The sequence below is a fragment of the Nitratireductor sp. genome, from assembly GCF_017794765.1.
GTDB lineage: Bacteria > Pseudomonadota > Alphaproteobacteria > Rhizobiales > Rhizobiaceae > Nitratireductor.
The window spans coordinates 1,269,619-1,285,606 of sequence record NZ_CP051236.1; the positions used below are offsets into that span (position 1 = coordinate 1,269,619).

11 protein-coding genes are annotated in these 15,988 nt (G+C 60.4%); 6 read left to right on the forward strand and 5 right to left on the reverse strand.

Annotated elements, in window-relative coordinates; all coding sequences use genetic code 11:
- The 6 genes from HF949_RS06095 to HF949_RS06120 form a co-directional block, all read left to right on the forward strand.
- On the forward strand, nucleotides 1-5,202 hold a 5,202-nt coding region (locus HF949_RS06095), incomplete at its 5' end, for a beta strand repeat-containing protein (protein WP_292899053.1).
- A gap of 189 nt (nucleotides 5,203-5,391) precedes the next feature.
- A complete protein-coding gene (locus tag HF949_RS06100; RefSeq protein WP_292899055.1) occupies nucleotides 5,392-5,748 on the forward strand; it encodes a hypothetical protein in 357 nt (118 codons plus the stop codon).
- 75 nt (nucleotides 5,749-5,823) lie between these two features.
- Nucleotides 5,824-6,945: an ABC transporter substrate-binding protein gene (locus tag HF949_RS06105; protein ID WP_292899057.1), complete on the forward strand. Its 1,122-nt coding sequence runs from the start codon at nucleotides 5,824-5,826 to the stop codon at nucleotides 6,943-6,945.
- Nucleotides 6,946-7,345: 400 nt separating this feature from the next.
- Complete coding sequence (locus tag HF949_RS06110; protein ID WP_292899059.1) at nucleotides 7,346-7,825, forward strand: (2Fe-2S)-binding protein; 480 nt, start codon at nucleotides 7,346-7,348, stop codon at nucleotides 7,823-7,825.
- Nucleotides 7,826-7,838: 13 nt separating this feature from the next.
- The gene (locus HF949_RS06115; RefSeq protein WP_292899061.1) at nucleotides 7,839-10,202 is read left to right on the forward strand and encodes a xanthine dehydrogenase family protein molybdopterin-binding subunit; all 2,364 of its coding nucleotides are present in this window, start codon (nucleotides 7,839-7,841) and stop codon (nucleotides 10,200-10,202) included.
- A gap of 11 nt (nucleotides 10,203-10,213) precedes the next feature.
- Nucleotides 10,214-11,002 carry an FAD binding domain-containing protein gene (locus HF949_RS06120; protein WP_292899063.1) on the forward strand — a complete coding sequence of 263 codons (789 nt, stop codon included), beginning with the start codon at nucleotides 10,214-10,216 and terminating at the stop codon, nucleotides 11,000-11,002.
- Between the two features lie 78 nt (nucleotides 11,003-11,080).
- Here the strand turns inward: HF949_RS06120 and HF949_RS06125 are convergent, their stop codons facing one another.
- From HF949_RS06125 to HF949_RS06145, 5 genes are all read right to left on the reverse strand, one after another.
- Nucleotides 11,081-12,271: a M20 metallopeptidase family protein gene (locus HF949_RS06125; protein WP_292899065.1), complete on the reverse strand. Its 1,191-nt coding sequence runs from the start codon at nucleotides 12,269-12,271 to the stop codon at nucleotides 11,081-11,083.
- A gap of 83 nt (nucleotides 12,272-12,354) precedes the next feature.
- Nucleotides 12,355-13,305, reverse strand: coding sequence for a TRAP transporter substrate-binding protein (locus HF949_RS06130; protein WP_292899067.1), 951 nt, complete (start codon nucleotides 13,303-13,305; stop codon nucleotides 12,355-12,357).
- On the reverse strand, nucleotides 13,302-14,132 hold the full coding sequence (locus HF949_RS06135; protein ID WP_292899069.1) for a creatininase family protein: 831 nt from the start codon (nucleotides 14,130-14,132) through the stop codon (nucleotides 13,302-13,304). The genes HF949_RS06130 and HF949_RS06135 overlap by 4 nt, the downstream gene beginning before the upstream one ends.
- Nucleotides 14,133-14,162: 30 nt before the next feature.
- Complete coding sequence (locus tag HF949_RS06140; RefSeq protein WP_292899071.1) at nucleotides 14,163-15,440, reverse strand: TRAP transporter large permease; 1,278 nt, start codon at nucleotides 15,438-15,440, stop codon at nucleotides 14,163-14,165.
- Between the two features lie 15 nt (nucleotides 15,441-15,455).
- Nucleotides 15,456-15,962 carry a TRAP transporter small permease gene (locus HF949_RS06145; protein ID WP_292899074.1) on the reverse strand — a complete coding sequence of 169 codons (507 nt, stop codon included), beginning with the start codon at nucleotides 15,960-15,962 and terminating at the stop codon, nucleotides 15,456-15,458.
- Nucleotides 15,963-15,988 lie beyond the last annotated feature (26 nt).

Genomic DNA, 15,988 nt, shown 5'->3' on the forward strand with positions numbered 1-15,988 from the left:
GTTGTGCTGACCGATCAGGACGGCCAGAGCGCCAATGATGTCCTGTCGGTGAAGATCGTCGATGACGTCCCCGAGGCCATGGCCGATACGGACAGTGCCATCGAAGGTGGCATTGCGGACGGCAATGTACTGACAGGCTCGGGCGGTTCGGACGCGAACGCGACGGATGGTTCCGCCGACATTCAGGGTGCGGATGGCGCGGTGGTAACATCCATCGTGGCCACCACGGCGGGCGGCAGTGCAACGAATGTGGGCACCAACACCCTGATCAACGGCCAGTATGGCACGCTTACGATCTCCTCTGACGGCTCATACAGCTACCAGTCCATACCGGGCGCTGTTGCGAGCGGTACGGTTCAGGACGTCTTCACTTACACGATCACCGATGCCGACGGTGATCCGTCCACCACAACGCTGACAATCAATGTCAACGACAGTGGTCTGGCGACGCCCGACTACACGGTCACGGTCAATGAAGCGGCGCTGGATCTCAACAAGGACGGTGACGATCTTGTCCCGGGAACGGTGACCGGTTCACTGCCGGGCTCCACCGACGAGACCTCCGGCGACACGGCCTCCGCGACCAGTGGTACCGGGCCCTATACCTACGCCCTGCAGACCGGCGGCAATGCGGTGACGGCAGGCACCTATGGGTCGATCCAGGTCAACAGCGACGGCACCTATACCTACACGCTGAGTTCGAACTATCTGAACGCGACCGCTGATGACGGGGTTCAGACCATCAGCGGAGCCGAGAGCTTCACTTATGTTGCCACCGATGCATTCGGCAACACAACGACCGGCACGATCACCATCGACATCATTGATGATGTGCCGAAGGCCGAGGCCGCAGCCGGCGAGGCAGCATCGGTTGTACTCGATGAATCCGATGGCAGCGGCTCTGGCACGGACGGGATCAACCCCGGTCAGATTCAGGCCGGTGTCATCCAGAGCCTGTTCGCCACTCCGGAATTCGGGGCAGATGGTGCCGGCTCGGTGGCCTATTCGCTATCCGCGACCGACAATGCGCTGACCGGCCTTTGGCTGACAGGCCAGTCGGGTGCGGCGAATGAGATCAGGATGGTGAAACTCTCCGACACCGTCTACGAAGGTCGCGCCGGCGGGACCGGCGGCACGCTCGCCTTCACGGTCTCCATCAATGGCGCGACGGGCGCAGTCACGGTAACCCAGCACGAGACCCTTGAGCACAATGTCGATGGCGGCCCCGGTGCTGCGCATGACGATGCGCTCTTCATCGGTGGTGCTGCAGCCATTTCGGTTGTCCAGACGGTGACGGATGCCGATGGCGACACGGCCACGGCGACAAGCGCCAGTGCGCTTTCGATCCGGTTCGATGACGATGGGCCGACGGTTATCGTCCCCGAAGATGCGGTTCTGAGCAACTCGGCCGGGACACCACAGGTCTTCGACCTGGATCTGGACGGGTCTGTCATCGACAATTACGGAGCCGACGGTGCCGGCACGGTGCGGTTCACGGTCACCGAGGGGCAGGACAGCGGCCTGACCTCCGGCGGTCAGCCCATCACCTACCATCTTTCCGGAGACGGCACGGTTCTCACTGGCAAGATCGGCGGCGCGGGCGGAACCACCGTTTTCACGGTCACGCTTGACCCGGCAAACGGCACCTATTCGGTGGACATGAATGGGTCGGTCGACAGCCAGTCCTTCGTTGATTTCAATGACGGCGGTTACGATTTCAAAGGCGGAAACGAGCCATGGGCCGGCTTCTTTACCTCTGCCGATGACGCAAGCTCCGATCTACTTCTGACGCCGATTCCGGCGACTTCGTTCAATCCGGGAAACAGCGGCGGGACGATGAACACCAACGCCAACAACGGGGGTGTTGGAACAGGAGGCAGCGTCGGCAACGGGGAGGGAGTCCGTCTGGACTTCGTGACCGACCTTGGCGGCAACAATGCGGGTACGGGCGATTATTCGGTTCCCGGAAACCAAGACCATACCTTCGATGGGCATTACACGACCAACGGCGCATCCATCGACTTCACTGGAATAAGTGGTGGCTCCGGCCAGTCCACCGTCCTTTTCCGTGCGTTTGACGACGACGACACCGGTCCGGTCGCCACTCAGGTTGGCGATGGCAGCCCGGACGACATCACCGCGGTTGCAATATCGTACGGTGGTCAAACCGTGTTTGTCACGCCCGGCACTGCCCAACCGGTCACGGTGGGCGGGCACAACTTCATGGTCAATTTCGTCAACAATGGCGGGGTCCAGGAGGTGACGGTTGCTGGCGTCGTCAACAACACCTCGATCGCGACCTACACGGCAGATGGCTATAACAGTCTCGAAGCGCACTGGAGCGGCGGGCAACCGTTCAAGGTGGGCAATTTTGGCACCTCTGTCGTCAGCACCGACCCGGTCGACTTCAGCCTCCCGATCGAAATCGTAGATGGTGACGGCGATACGGCGGCAGCCCAGATCGACATTCACCTCGAGCCGGACGCACCCCCGACGGTGAGCGTGACGGATGGTGAAGTCGATGAAGCGGGGCTTCCTGCGGGGTCTGAGGCCGGGACCGCGAGCATCACGGATACAGGTAGCATTTCCATAGCGCTTGGCAGTGGCGACGCTCTCTCCGTGCTTGAGGTTCAAAACGCAAATGGCGACTGGATCGACGTCACGGCCGCAACGACCGGCAGCCCGGTGGATGTGGTCGGAGCCAATGGGACGTTGACGGTAACGTCTGATGGAGCGGGAAACTACTCCTGGGCCTATGAACTCGACCAGAACTCGCTCGACCATCCACAGAACCCGAACACCGGTACATCTGAAGGTGTCTCCGATGATTTCCGTATACGGGCGACGGACGACGATGGCGATGTTTCCGCCGTTGACACCCTGAACGTATCGATCCTTGACGACGGACCGACGGCGAAGCCTGACACGGCCAGTCTGACCCTCGGAACCGAGAGCTTCAACATCGCTTTCGTGCTCGATTTCAGCGGCAGCGTGAGCAACAGTGAACTGGATCAGATGCTCGATGCCGTGAAGGCCGCCGGACAGGCATTTTTCAGCGGCACGACGGGTGACGTACAGATCGAGCTGGTTGCCTTTTCGTCGAGCGCGTTGTCCGCCCCGGGACCTTTCACCGACTATGCATCGTTTGCTGCGCAGATTGACGACTGGAATCCTGCTGAAGGCGGGTCGCGGCCCTATAATGGCGGCACCGATTTCACCGCGGCCATTCAGGAAACGATGGCGACCTATACGCCACTGGACGACTACAACAATCAGGTCTTCTTCCTCAGTGATGGCAATCCGAACGAGCAGATCGGCGCCGGCGGACATTCTCTGCTTGGCAGCACTCAGACCGACTGGAACAACTTTGTCCAGGACAATGACGTGACGGTTCAGACGGTCGGTATTGGCAACAATATCGATGTCGAGCAGCTCCAGGATGTGGATGAAGCGGACGGTGACAACACGGTCGTTTCGGTCTCCAATTTCGACGATCTTGTCGACGCGCTTCTCGACCTGGCCAATCAGGTGAGCGTTTCCGGCAATGTCCTTTTGGGTGATGACAATGCCGCCGGCGGAAGCGACGATGACGGTTTCGGAGCGGATGGCGGGCGCATCCATTCGATCACGGTTGATGGAGTGACTTACACCTATGATCCCGGCACCGATCAGATCGCGAATGATGGTGGTGAACCGGTTCAGACGGGCAGTGACCTGCAGGTCGATACGCCGCTGGGCGGGGTACTTGAATTCGATTTTGATACAGGAGCGTGGGATTATCAGGCTGGGTCGGGCACGACGACTGGAACCGACGTTTTTAACTATGTGATCATCGACGGTGATGGTGATACGTCGACCACCCAATTGACGGTGAACGTCTTGCCCCCACCCGAAATTGTTAGTGATCTCGTCTTGACGAACATCACCGACTATTCCGCGATCAGCATTCCGACCCAGGCGTTGCTCTACAACGATGACGGCAAAGGCGCGCCGCTCCATGTTGCGGCGGTCGACAATGCGCAGGATGGAAGCGTGAGTTTGCCGGATGACGTGGTCTTCACACCCTCGAATACACCGGCTTCGTTTGTTGATGAAGATTTCAGCGCCGGGCTGGGCGGGTTCACATATGAGGACAATCACTACGCGGACCAATATTATCAGGCGACTGGGAGCGACGCGTCTGGCCAGAGGGAGACGGGCGGCATAGCCAACAACGGTGCGTTGGCCCTGTCCCTTGGTGGGAACAGTGGCACTGACCGCAACAATATGAACGGTGCATTTGTACGTACTTTCGATCTCGCCAACACGACAACGGTGACGGTCACGTTCGATTATTATGCCCTTCTATCGCGGCAGACAGACAGCGGGAATGATGTCTGGGTTCTCGCTGATATTGATGGCACAGCGTTCGGCACGGGTGGAAAAGTCAATGAACTGACCGGCTCTGGTTCGGATAACACTCACCAGTCTACGGGTTGGCAAACCTTCTCAACGACAATAACCCTGTCGCCCGGCCAACACACACTCTCTCTCGGCGGGCTGATGACGTCGAAGGAACGAAGCAATGAGTATGCCGATGTCTACTTCGATAACGTCAGTGTTGAATACGACCCGACTCCGGCCTTCTCCAGCGGCGGGTTCGATTATACCGCCTCAACGGGAGAGGTCTCGGTTGATGGCCATGTAACGGTCACGGGGGTATCGGGCAGCGTCATCACCGGAACCAGTGCAGATGAGGTTCTTGTCGGCAATGACAGCGGTTCGACGCTGCTCGGCATGGGGGGTGACGACGCCCTTATCGGTGGTGCCGGAGACGACGAACTCATCGGCGGCGAAGGTGCGGACCTGCTTATCGGCGGGGAAGGACAGGACACCTATCTGCTCGCAGACATCGACGACGCCGAGGACACGGTCGTGATCGATCAGTCGGCGCTGGCTGCGCTCGATCCGGATGCGATCATCGGCTTCGGATCGGAGGATGTCGTGGACCTGACAGAGCTTGTCGCGATTGGTCCGGGGGAAAATGTCGCCGACTATGTGAGGCTCAACCCCGGCAACACAACCGAGCTGCAGGTGGATGCCGACGGAACGGCCGGGTCGGAAAACTGGGTGACGGTCGCCACATTCGATGTGCCGCAGACACCCTCTACGATCAAGATCCTCTATGAGGATGATGGCAGTGACAATTCGGGTACGGTCTGAGGCAATGCGCTTGTTTGATAAGCCGGCGGGAAAGGTGTAGTTTTCCGGCTAAAGCAATTTCATGAAGGTGGAATCCGGTTTTCCGTTTGGAATTGCGTGAAAGCCGGCAGTTGGACCGCTTCAGCTGGCTCGTTAGACGCTGAAGGATCCGGGTAACACACCACAGGCGAGAATCGCCGAGGGGGACCTATGAGAAAGCTTACTTTGGGATTTGCCGTGATTGCAGTAACTGTTCTGGCTGGGCCGGCGCAGGCCGCTGATCTTTCAGTCGGCGGGTATTGCCCGGTGGCCCAAAACGCCCGGCTCCTTTCCATTCAGAGCAATGCTTCACTGACGGATGAGGTCATCCGCCTGATGGATGAGGCCGTGGCCGTTGCAGATAGCCCGCAATGGATCAATTCGGGACGCCCCGCCTTCGTCTGGGCATCCGAAGCCAAGGTCGCCTGTGGCAAGGCTTATGGCTATCTGCAATCCGAATATCGGGACGGGGATTATCTGAACAAATGCGAGTGCTTTCATGCCCGCATGGTTCGCTACATGTATTGATCCTGTTGATCCGGCTCCTAGATGAATTTGACACGAGACCTGCGCTCTGAGCACCATGCAAACGGGCACTTTTCCATGAGACTGGCGCGGGCAGTGGCGGCCCTGAGTGTCGCGCTTGCCTTTGCAGCCTGCCAGTCTTCGGGAGTTGATGACGCGCTGAAGGTGGAAGACGCCAGCGTCTCTCCTTCCGCCGCGGGCGTCGAAACGGTCGGCTCCGGACCAGTGACTATCGGCCTGGTGACAAACCTTGCCGGCGCGGCCCGCGCCTCGGAGCGTGACTACCGAGACGGCGCCAAGCTTGCCGCCGAGCAGCTTGGCGGTGATCAGGTTACACTTGCTGTTTACACGGCCCGGCCCAATGCTGCCGATACGAAGAAGGCCGTCGAGACCCTGATTGAACGCGGCGCCAGGATCATTATCGGCCCCTCTCAGGCGAACCTCCTGAGTGCTGTCCCGGCGGGCGGCACCACTCCACCGGTTATTGCGCTGGTGTCAAACGGGATGCCGCGCAAGACGGGTTTTTTTGCGTTCATGTCGGATGAAGTGGATAGCAGCATCGAAGCCGCAGCTTACGCAATCGGGGCCGGCCGCAGAAACATCGCTGTCGTGCACCCAGCCAACGCGGACCGGGCAACGCTGGAAAGGCTGCAGGCAGGCATCAAGGCGGAAGGCGGCAACATTGTCGCAAATGTGCCTGTCGCAACGAACTCCACGAGTGAATTGGCGGGCAAAGCTGCACGGCTTCAGGCAGCCGATGCTCTTGTCCTTGCACCCGGTTTGAAGGCACCGGCAGCCACTTTGGCCGCGCTGCGAGCAACTGGCGCTCTGCGAGAGAACGCGCTTGTCCTTTCAACGCCGCAACTGCCGCCTGGCCCCGCGGTCGCGGGTGTACTCATGTGCCGCGTCGATCAGCTCGCGGTCGGGAACCTCACGGAGAGTTTCAGAAGCAGGTATGGCAGGGCGATGAGCAGGGACGCGGCCTATGGGTTCGATGCCGCAGCCCTCGCCATCGGCATTGCCAGAGCCAGAGGCGCTGCTGGTTTGACGGTTTCCACCCTGACCGCAAAATCCGGTTTTCGTGGTCTGCTCGGTTCATTCCGCTTCACCGCCTCCGGAGCGGTGGAGCGCAATTGCTCCATTTATCGCGTCGAGGGCAGTGCTTTCAAATTGCAGGATCCTGCTCCCGAAGGCTTCTGATCTTGCATTCTTCTTGGTCTATACCTGAATGGGCCTTGGCTTTCGCCGAAAACCCCGCTTAAATGACCTTTGGGAGTGAACTGGTTGAAGCTTTCGGCTGGCTGGCGCGGTCGCAGGCTAACGCGGGAGGCGTGGCTTGGCGGTTTCTGTTCTCGTTGTCGGCAAATGCGCTGCGCCGGGTGCGCGGACGCGGCGCCTCATCGGGTGCCTCAACTGGCGTAGGCGCCATCCAACTTCATACAGCCTATCAGATCTTTTCGTGTTGACGCTGTCTCTGCTTCGTCAACCCACGACCGGATTGTCGTGCACCTTCGCTCATTCATCTGAAGGAGCAGGACGCATCGCAACCTAGGACGCTGTTTCGCATCCGCGGAATGAGCCCGAGGCAAGGGAGGAATACATGACCGAAATCTCGATGACCGTGAACGGCAGGGCGGCGCGCGCCTCTGTGCCGGACAATACGCTTTTGGTGGATTTCCTGCGCGAGCATCTTCGCCTGACCGGCACGCATGTGGGCTGTGACACGAGCCAGTGCGGGGCCTGTGTGGTTCACGTCAACGGGCGGGCGGTGAAGAGTTGCACAATGCTTGCGGCTTCCGCCGAAGGCGCGGATGTCACGACCATCGAGGGGCTGGCCAATGGCGAACTCCATCCCATGCAGGCGGCGTTCAAGGAGAATCACGGCCTGCAATGCGGCTTCTGCACGCCGGGCATGATCATGTCGGCGACCGATATGGTGGCCCGGTACCGGGCAGCCGGAAAGGAGCTCACCGAAGAAGCGATCCGTCACGAGCTGGAAGGCAATATCTGCCGCTGCACCGGCTATCACAATATCGTCAGGGCCATTCAGGATGGCGCGGCGAAGATGACTGCGAGCTAAGGGAGGAAACGAGATGAGCGAACAAGGCATCGGCGCCCGGGTCCTCCGAAAGGAAGACAAGCGCTTCATCACCGGCAAGGGCCGGTACACCGACGACATCCGCAACGAACGGCAGGCCTATGCGGCCTTCGTGCGCAGCCCGCACGCGCACGCAAAGGTCAAGTCCATCGACAGCGCGGAAGCGGAGAAGATGGACGGTGTGATTGCTGTCCTCAACGGTAAGCAATTGACGGATGATGGTATTGGCAATCTCATCTGCGGCTGGGCGGTGAACTCGAAGGACGGCAGCCCCATGAACATGGGAGCGTGGTCCGCACTCGCCACCGACAAGGTGCGCTATGTGGGCGATGCCGTGGTTCTCGTCGTGGCCGAAACGCAGGCCCAGGCACGCGCTGCTGCCGAAGCCGTGGAGGTCGATTATGAAGAACTCCCGGCAGTCGTGCATGCGGTCGATGCGCTGAAAGGTGGTGCACCGCAGGTTCATGAGAATGCGCCCGGAAACCTCATCTTCGACTGGGGTCTGGGCGAAGAGGCAGCCGTCGACAAGGCGCTTGCCGGTGCCGCGCACGTTACCGAGATGAAGATCGTCAACAACCGCCTGTCGCCAAATCCGATGGAACCGCGTTCGGCGATTGCCACCTATGACGAGGCGGAAGACCACTATACGCTCTACACCACCAGCCAGAACCCGCATGTGGCGAGACTGGTGCTCTCCGCCTTTTATCAGGTCGCGCCAGAGCACAAGCTGCGCGTCATCGCCCCCGATGTCGGCGGCGGCTTCGGCTCCAAGATCTACATCTACCCTGAAGAGATCGCCTGTCTCTGGGCCTCCATGAAAGCCAGGCGTTCGGTCAAATGGACATCGACGAGGTCAGAGGCTTTCCTCACCGATGCGCATGGCCGCGATCACGTCTCCACGGCCAAGATCGGCTTTGATGCACAAAACCGCATCGTCGGTCTGAAGGTCGACACCATCGCCAATCTCGGCGCCTATATGTCGCTCTTTTCTTCGGCGGTGCCGACCTATCTCTATGCGACCCTGCTCTCGGGCCAGTACGACATCGCCAACATCTACTGCAATGTGCGCACGGTCTACACCAACACCGCGCCCGTCGATGCCTATCGCGGCGCAGGCCGTCCCGAAGCATGCTACCTTGTCGAGCGCATCATGGAGACGGCGGCACGCGAACTGGGTGTCGATCCGGCCGAGCTGCGCCGCATCAACTTCATCCGCCAGTTCCCGCATGAGACCCCTGTCATCATGACCTATGATGCAGGCGACTTTGCCGGCAATCTCGATCAGGCGCTGGAGGCGGCTGATTACAAGGGCTTCCCCGCCCGGCGCGCGGAAGCCGCCAAACGTGGAAAGCTGCGCGGCATCGGGCTTGCCTCCTATATCGAGGCCTGCGGCATCGCGCCTTCAGCAGCCGTCGGTTCGCTGGGCGCGGGCGTCGGCCTGTGGGAGAGCGCGGAGGTGCGGGTCAATCCTGTCGGTACGATCGAGGTCCTGACCGGCAGCCACAGTCACGGGCAGGGGCACGAAACCACCTTCGCCCAGGTGGTGGCGGAGCGGTTCGGTTTGCCCATCGACAACATCCAGATCGTGCATGGCGACACCGACAAGGTGCAATTCGGCATGGGCACTTACGGCTCGCGTTCCGGCCCGGTGGGCATGTCGGCCATCGTCAAGGCGCTCGACAAGGTGGAGGCCAAGGTCAGGAAAATCGCAGCCCACGTACTTGAGGTCTCCGAAGACGATCTCGTCATCGAGAATGGCGAGGTGAAGGTGGCAGGCACTGACCGGGCGATGGCCTGGCACGAGGTTGGCCTCGCGGCCTACACCGCCCACAATCTGCCCGCCGGGATGGAGCCGGGGCTGAAAGAGGGCGCGTTCTACGATCCCGCGAACTTCACCTTCCCTGCCGGCACCTATGTCTGCGAGGTGGAGGTGGACCCCGAAACGGGCGAGACGAAAATCGTCCAGTTCGTCGCCTCGGATGATTTCGGCACCATCATCAACCCGATGATCGTGGAGGGGCAGGTTCATGGTGGCATTGCACAGGGTGTCGGCCAGGCGATGCTTGAAAACGTGGTCTATGACGACGACGGCCAGCTCCTGTCGGCGAGTTACATGGACTACACCATGCCGCGCGCCGACAATGTGCCGAGCTTCGCCATTCACCACCATTCCACCAAGAGCCCGTCAAACCCGCTAGGCATGAAAGGCTGCGGCGAGGCGGGTGCCATTGGCACACCGCCGGCGGTCATCAACGCCATCACGGATGCGATCGGCAACAACGATCTCCAGATGCCGGCCACGCCGCCGCGCGTATGGGCCGCGTTGCAGGCCGCTTCGGCAAAGATCGCGGCAGAATAGGGAGGCCCACCATGTATGATGTAACCTATCACCGTGCCGCAAGCGTCGACGATGCGGCGGCTAAATTCTCTGCCGCCTCCGACGGGCAGTTGCTTGCCGGCGGTCAGACCCTGCTTCCGACCATGAAGCACCGGCTTGCGGCGCCTTCGGATCTCATCGACCTGCGTGGCATTGCCGATCTTGTCGGGGTGAAGGTCTCGGGCCACAAGGTCACCATCGGTGCCATGACCACCCATGCGGCGGTTGCCGAAAATGCCGAACTTGCAAAGGTCTGTCCGGCTATCGTCAAGCTGGCCGGCGGCATCGGCGATCCGGCGGTTCGCCATCAGGGAACCATTGGCGGCTCCATCGCCAACAACGATCCGGCGGCAGACTATCCGGCGGGTCTTCTGGCGCTCGCAGCCACGATCCACACAAACCGGCGCGAGATTGCCGCGGGTGATTTCTTCACCGGGCTTTTCTCCACGGCGCTAGATGAGGGCGAGATCATCACCGCTGTCAGCTTCGAGGCACCAGAGGCCTGCGGCTACGCAAAGTTCCCCAACCCTGCCTCGCGCTACGCGATGACCGGGGTCTTCGTCTCCAAAGGCGGCGGCGCTGTGCGCGTTGCAGTCACGGGAGCCGGATCGGATGGCGTGTTTCGCCATGAAGGGCTGGAACAGGCGCTGTCGAAGGACTGGTCGGCCGCGGCGGTGGACGGGGTGAAAATCTCGGCTGAGGGACTCATGTCCGACATCCATTGCGATGCTGCCTATCGCGCCAATCTGATCCGGGCGATGGCCAAACGCGCGCTCGCCTGAACAGTGAGCGAGCACATCAAAGCCCGGGCGCAATCCGCCCGGGCTTTGTCCTGGGAAGCAGGGATTGTTGAGCTCGGTTCAGCGCTTCATCAGGTCGATGGCCGCTGCCGCGATGGTCTTCACCGCCGTTGGAATACACGCCTCGTCCAGGTCGAAATCGCTACGATGGAGCATCGTCTTTCGGTCCTTGAGACGCGAGCCGATTCTCAGATGCGCGCTCGGCACACGGGTCGAAAACTCCGCGTAATCCTCACTGCCCATGGAGCCCTGTGGCAGTTCGATCACCTTATCGTCGCCGATCATGCCGCGCGTGGTTTCAAGCACGGGGTGCAGGATGTCGGGATCGTTAACCACAGGTGGAACACCGATCAGGAAAGTCGGCTCGCAGGTCACGCGATGGGTTAGCGCAATGCCTGCACAGACCCGCTCGATGGCGGCTTTCACTGCCTCGCGCACGGCGGGGTTCTGACTGCGTGTCGTGCCTTCAAGCGTCACACTGTCGGGAATCTGGTTGCGCGCCGATCCGCCCTTGATCGAGCCGATGGTCACTACCGCCGCTTCCAGCGGGGCGATCTCCCGGGCAACAATCGTCTGAAGTGAAGAGACGAAATAGCCGGCGGCAACGATGGGGTCGACCGCCAGATGCGGGTGCGCACCATGGCCCGACTGGCCGGTAATGGTGATGTCGAACGGGTCCGTGGAAGCGAAGGCCGTCTTGGGATGATAGCCGATCGTGCCGCCGTCGATCAGCGGCCAGTTGTGGTAGCCGAGCATGATGTCGGGTTCGACCCACTCGAACAGGCCGTCCTCCAGCATGGCGCGCGCGCCGCCCAGCCCTTCCTCCGCCGGCTGAAACACCATCAGAGCCCGGCCCGGCAGAGCATCTGAAAGGCGTGCCAGCACTTCGCTCACACCAAGCGCAATGGCCGTGTGCGCGTCGTGCCCACAGGCGTGCATCTTGCCGGGGTTGCGCGATTTGTATTCAGGCGAAGCGGTTTCCTCAATCGGCAGCGCGTCCATGTCGCCACGAATTCCGATCGTCTTGCCGTTGCCCTGTCCGATGGTGGCTGCAACACCGGTCTTGCCGAAGCCGGAGCGATGATCGACCCCCAGACGCGTCAGTTCCCGCATCACCAGTGCCGAGGTTTCGTATTCCTCAAAGCCGAGCTCCGGGTTGGCATGGAGCTGCCGGCGGATTTCGATCAGGCGCGGTGTGATCTCGGCTGTGATCTCTTCAATGCGCGCGCGCAGGTTTTGCTCTTCACTCATGGCTGGGCAGCAGTCCTCGATAAGTAAAAAATGGCCGGCGCAGCCTGTCAGGGCCACGCCGGCAGTTGTCGTCAGGGGATCGGCTATTCCTTGCCGATTGCGACGATCTGCTTGTAGACGTCTTCGCCCCAGACACCCTTGCCCAGGTTGTCACGCACGGACTGCGTGGCTTCCATGAAAGGCGTCTTGTCGGGATGGGTGACCGTCACGCCGGCCGCTTCCATCTCGGCGATGTACTTCTTGGTCTGGTCCGGCATCAGCTCGTTGATTTTGGCGGTCGAGGCGTCATTGGCCTTCTGGAGAAGTGCCTGGTCTTCCTCCGAAAGTCCCTGCCAGAACTGATCGCTGATGACCACATAAGCGGGCTTGTTGATGTAATCGACCATCGCCACGCCCTTCTGCACCTCGAAGAACTTCTGTGCGTAGATCGTTTCGATCGGGTTTTCCTGCCCGTCCACGATGCCGGTCTGCAGGGCGGTATAAACTTCTGCGAAGGCCATCGGGGTGGGGTTCGCGCCAAGAGCCCGCAGCGATTCCACATAGTAGTCGCGTTCCGGCGCGCGCAGTTTCAGGCCGCTCAGATCGTCCATGGAGTTGATGACCACATTGGCGCTGATCTGGCGCGGGCTGCGGGGCATGAAGCCGAGCATCCGCACCTGACGTTCGGCAGTTAGACGCTCGTTCCATTCCTTGCCGAAATCCGTATCGAGCACTTTCTTGTAGTTGTCGATACCGTTCATCAGATAGGGCAGGGCGAGGTATTCGATTTCCTTGAGACCGGGGTCTCCGCTTGCCAGCATCTGCGTCGAGCCAAGCGCCATCTGTGCATAAACCTCACGCGGGGTGCCGAGCTGGTCCCCGGGGAAGATCGTCACCGTGTGGTCGGAGTTTTCCTCCACCACACGCTTGAACTCCATGGCGCCTTCATACTGCGCTTCGCCCGGTTGGGCCCAGAGCGCATAGCGGATTTCGTCCGCCTCTGCGCTGGCTGTCGCCAGAAGAACGGCGCTGAGTGCGAGTGCTTTCATCTTCATGCTGCATACTCCCCTTTTGATTTCGCTTTTGTGGATGAAGAAACGGACCGCATGTGCTCGACAAAGTCCGAGCAAAACGTCACCAGGTGATCGACGAAACGGGCGCCCTTGTCAGCCGAAGAGCGAGAGGCGTCACCGCCGGCAATCCCGTTGGAGCAGTGATCGTCCACATTGACCGGCAGGCCGATCTCCGTGCCCTGAAAGCGCACCGCGGCAAGCCCGGCAGTGGGCAGGTCGATCATCTTTCCGAACTGGGCATCGATCTCCACGGCATCCATGCGGGTCAGATCCGGGAAAAGGTGCAGATAGACCGAGGTGATGGGGTCGCCGCCATGGGCAAACGCCTTCTTTCCGAACTCGCCATGCACCTCTTTCCAGAGGGAATCGGGAATCGAACGCCACAGATTGATGCAGGGAACCAGAACGTCATGCTCTCGGCGGACCGCGCGCGTTACCTGATCGATCAGCGGCGCATTACCACTGTGGCCGTTGACGATCACAAGCTTCGTGAGCCCATGGTCGAGAAAATTGTCGAGCATGTCGCGTAGCGTGGCACGGAATGCATCGGCTGAAAGCGCGATGCCGCCCGGTACCGAGCGGAAATACTCCGCATATCCAAAGGGCATGGTGGGTGCCGCAATGGCTCCGCTTTTTTCCGCCACGCGACTGGCGATTTCACGCGTCAGCATGAAGTCGCCCATCGGCACCATCGGCCCCTGGATTTCCTGCGAGCCGAGCGGGATGAGGATCACCGGATCCTCGCCCATACGCTCCTGGAATTCCAGAAAGGTCATGTCCTCCAGGAGGTGCTTGTTCGCGGTACTCATTGATGTATGGACTCCAAAGTCATTGAACGCTCAGTTTCCGAACACGAGGTTGGGAATGAAAAGGCTGATCTGCGGGAACAGGACCAGCAGCACGACCGCGGTGAAAAGCGGGATGTAGAAGGGCAACATCGCCTTCACCATCTGGCCGTGGGAGATCTTCGCGATGTCCTGTGCGATGAACATCAGCACACCCACGGGCGGCGTCGCGCCACCGATGATAAGGCTGAAGACCATCAGCACGCCGAAATGCACCGGATCGATGCCGAACTGCAGGATCACCGGAACGAGGATCGGCGTCAGCACGATCTCGGCGGAGGAGGCGACCATGAGAAGCCCGACGCCGAGAAGCATGGCAACGATCACGAAAAGCGCGATCACCGGATTCTCCGAGATGGTGGAGATGCCGTCGGCGATGGCCAGCGGCACCTGCTCGCGCACCATGATCCACGAGAAGGCCGAAGCCACGGCGATGATGGAGAGAATGCGTGCCGTTCCAAGCGCCGTGTTCTGAATGGCGCCCCAGATGTCGGCGGCCTTCACATTGCGGTAGAAGAGGCTGAGAAGCAGGCCGTAAAGCACGGCAACTGCCGCCGCCTCGGTGGGCGAGAATATGCCGAACAGAATGCCCGCCACGATGATGACCGGGAAGAGTATGGCCGGTCCGCCGCCCTTGATGGCGGTTGCCAGCTCCGGCAACGTCGCCCGCTCATAACGGGGGAATTCCCGTTTGCGCGCATAAAAATATGTGAACAGCATCTGCGTTCCGATGATCACGAAACCCGGCAGGATTCCGGCGAGAAGCAATCGCCCGATCGAGACATTGGCGAGAGTGCCGTAGATCACGAGTGCGACGCTGGGCGGGATCATCGGCCCGACCATGGAGGAGGCAACGGTCACCGCGGCGGAGAACGGCGCGGGATAGCCTTCCTTCTTCATGGCCGGAATCAGCACGGAGCCGAGCGCTGTCGTGTCGGCGGTTGGAGAACCCGACATTCCCGAAAAGATCAGGCTGGCAAAGATGTTGACCTGGGCAAGACCGCCATGGATGTGCCCGACCAGCGCCTTCGCCATGGCAATGATGCGGTCGGTCAGCTTGCAGGCATTCATCAGTTCCCCGGCGAGAAAGAAGAACGGGATCGCCAGAATGAGGAAGGAATTGATGGAGGCCGTCATGCGCTGGGTCAGAAGCGCCAGATTGATGTCGGCAAAGAAGAAATACACCATGGAGGATATGCCGATGGAAAACACCAGCGGCAGCCCCATGAACAGAAGGACCAGAAGAAGTCCGATAATCGAGATGGTCAGCATTGTGGGGTCCGCGGATCACATGGGGTCTTCATGGCCATAGGCCGGGTCGGTCTGGCGATGCATCGGCCGGACATAGACGATGCGCCCGATGATCGCCGCGATCATCAACACGGCGCCCACCGTTGCAGCCAGTCGCACCACGCCCGCAGGAAGCGGCAGGGCGGAGAGGTCCTGCATATTCTCAAGGATCACCAGCTTCACGCTGGTCCATCCCAGAATTGCAAGAAAGCCAATGGAGAGGATCGCGTTGATGTAGCGCACGATCGTGCGCAACCCTTTGGGCAACATCAGATAAAACACATCTACATTGAGATGCCGGCCATCCCAGCAAACGGCCGCCGCTCCGATGAACGCGATCCACACGATCAGCAGTTTCGCGAGTTCTTCGCTCCACACGAGTGGTGCGTTGAAGAAATACCGCAGGAAGATCTGAAGCAGCGTCACGCTCACGACGATGATGAGCAGAACGCCAACAGCGATCCTCAGCGGACGCACCAGGTCCATTGGTTTATGGTCTTTCACAGGGGTCCCCATTCTCTTTTTCAGTT

Coding starts and splice junctions, on each gene's coding strand:
- HF949_RS06100 (WP_292899055.1), top strand. CDS start 5,392: ATGAGAAAGCTTACTTTGGGATTTGCCGTGATTGCAGTAACTGTTCTG.
- HF949_RS06105 (WP_292899057.1), top strand. CDS start 5,824: ATGAGACTGGCGCGGGCAGTGGCGGCCCTGAGTGTCGCGCTTGCCTTT.
- HF949_RS06110 (WP_292899059.1), top strand. CDS start 7,346: ATGACCGAAATCTCGATGACCGTGAACGGCAGGGCGGCGCGCGCCTCT.
- HF949_RS06115 (WP_292899061.1), top strand. CDS start 7,839: ATGAGCGAACAAGGCATCGGCGCCCGGGTCCTCCGAAAGGAAGACAAG.
- HF949_RS06120 (WP_292899063.1), top strand. CDS start 10,214: ATGTATGATGTAACCTATCACCGTGCCGCAAGCGTCGACGATGCGGCG.
- HF949_RS06125 (WP_292899065.1), bottom strand. CDS start 12,271: ATGAGTGAAGAGCAAAACCTGCGCGCGCGCATTGAAGAGATCACAGCC.
- HF949_RS06130 (WP_292899067.1), bottom strand. CDS start 13,305: ATGAAGATGAAAGCACTCGCACTCAGCGCCGTTCTTCTGGCGACAGCC.
- HF949_RS06135 (WP_292899069.1), bottom strand. CDS start 14,132: ATGAGTACCGCGAACAAGCACCTCCTGGAGGACATGACCTTTCTGGAA.
- HF949_RS06140 (WP_292899071.1), bottom strand. CDS start 15,440: ATGCTGACCATCTCGATTATCGGACTTCTTCTGGTCCTTCTGTTCATG.